Annotated in this window: 2 protein-coding genes; one reads left to right on the forward strand and one right to left on the reverse strand. The window is 59.4% G+C overall.

Features of this window, described 5'->3' with window-relative positions; genetic code table 11:
- A partial coding sequence (locus GXX82_10735) for a YgiQ family radical SAM protein (protein ID NLT23512.1) occupies positions 1-558 on the reverse strand: 558 nt, incomplete at its 3' end.
- Between the two features lie 155 nt (positions 559-713).
- On the opposite strand from GXX82_10735, the gene GXX82_10740 reads away from it, so the two are divergent.
- Positions 714-1,741: hypothetical protein (locus tag GXX82_10740; protein ID NLT23513.1), on the forward strand; the 1,028-nt coding region annotated here is incomplete at its 3' end.

Below are 1,741 nucleotides of genomic sequence, written 5' to 3' on the forward strand. Positions count from 1 at the left end.
CCTCCGGGCTATCTCGACCACCTGCGCCTCTCCCATGCCGTACACGAGGATGTCCGCCCTGCTGTCGAGGAGTATGGAGCGCCGGACCTCGTTCTTCCACCAATCGTAGTGGGCGAACCTGCGCAGGCTTGCCTCTATGCCGCCGAGCACGATGGGGACGTCTTTGAACGCTTCACGGACCTTGTTGGCGTAGACGATCACCGCGTGGTCGGGACGCAGCCCCGGTCTTCCTCCGGGTGAGTAGTCATCGCTCAGCCGCGGGCGCTTGTGCGCGGTGTAGTTGGCGACCATGGAGTCCATGTTTCCGGCGGTGATCCCGAAGAAGAGCCGGGGTCTGCCAAGGCGGCTGAGATCGCGCGTGGTCCTCAGATCCGGCTGGGCTATGAAGCCGACACGAAAGCCCGCCGCTTCGAGGACACGCCCGATGACGGCGGCCCCGTAGGAAGGATGGTCCACGTAGGCGTCGCCGGTCACGAGAACGACATCGAGGCCGTCCCATCCGCGGTCCTTCATCTCGGCCCGGGTCGTGGGGAGAAAGGGAATGGTCATGGGCCACATTCTAACAGAATTGAAGCGAAAGAGGAAAGGAACAGAATTTGGTCATTGGTTATTCTTGTTTCCCTTGAACAAGAGGTTGCAGGAAAGGGTGCATTCCTGATATAAACGATAAGGTTGTCGCGGGACACGTCTCGATAACGCCGCTGGGGGTGGCAATGCAGGACCGGAAAGCAGACATCGTTCTATCCGTCGGAACGGACATGAAGTTCCTTCCTCTCGTTCTTTCCTTCACTGAGTCGTCATCCCGGATATTCGGCCTCGAGGACAGGGACGCGTTGAAACTGACGCTGGCTTCCGAGGAGATGTTCTCTTATCTGTGTGGTATGACCGGCGAGGTAAGACCTGTCACCCTCACCATGGAGAACGGTTTCTACTACGCCCTCCTGCGGTTTGCCTTCGACAACATCGACTTCGACCCCCGCGCCTTCAATCTCACGGCGAATATCTCACCCGATGAGGAAGGGTTTGATGAAATGGGCCTTCTCATCGCGTCGCGTTCCGTGGACAGGATGTCCATATTCCACGACGCCCTCATGGGAACAGGGATAGACCTGATAAAAGAAAAGACCTATCCCGAGGTGGAGCCGTGGAAGAGCGAGGAAGCTCCCGACAGGGAAGGCCTCTCGTACGGTCCCCCCGATGTTGAGGACCTGAAGATGTTCGTCCGGTCCATCGCGGGCCGGTATGACCCGTTCTTCTATCCCCAGGATCTCCGCTATCCGGGCAAGGTCGTCGACATGGTCGCCAGCGGCGAGTATGGTGTCCTGACCGCCACGGACAGGAAGGGGAGGATGGCGGGAGGCATGGCATGGCGCAGCACCGGGGCTTCGACGATCGAATGCTACGGTCCCTACGTCTTCGTCGAAGAGGGAAGGGGGGACGTGGGCGAAGCCCTCGTCACGGCGCTTATCTCCACCGTTGCCAGGTCGGAGGCGATCTGTCTCATGAACAGGTATCCCACGGCGGAGCTGCCCCCTGGTTACTTCGAAAAGCTGGGCACCATCGATTTCGTCCTCAAGGGAGAGAGAAGGCCCTGGGATTTTCTCTTCCGGGAACTCAAGGAAGACCCGGGGTGCAGGGTCTACGCCCACGCCGGCATGGAGGACTTCCTCAGGACCCGGTATAAGATGCATTTTCTTGCCAGGGAGATCGTCCCCGTGAAGTATGAGGGTGAGAGGCAGAA

The organism is Syntrophorhabdus sp. (genome assembly GCA_012719415.1).
Taxonomy (GTDB): Bacteria; Desulfobacterota; Syntrophorhabdia; order Syntrophorhabdales; family Syntrophorhabdaceae; genus Delta-02.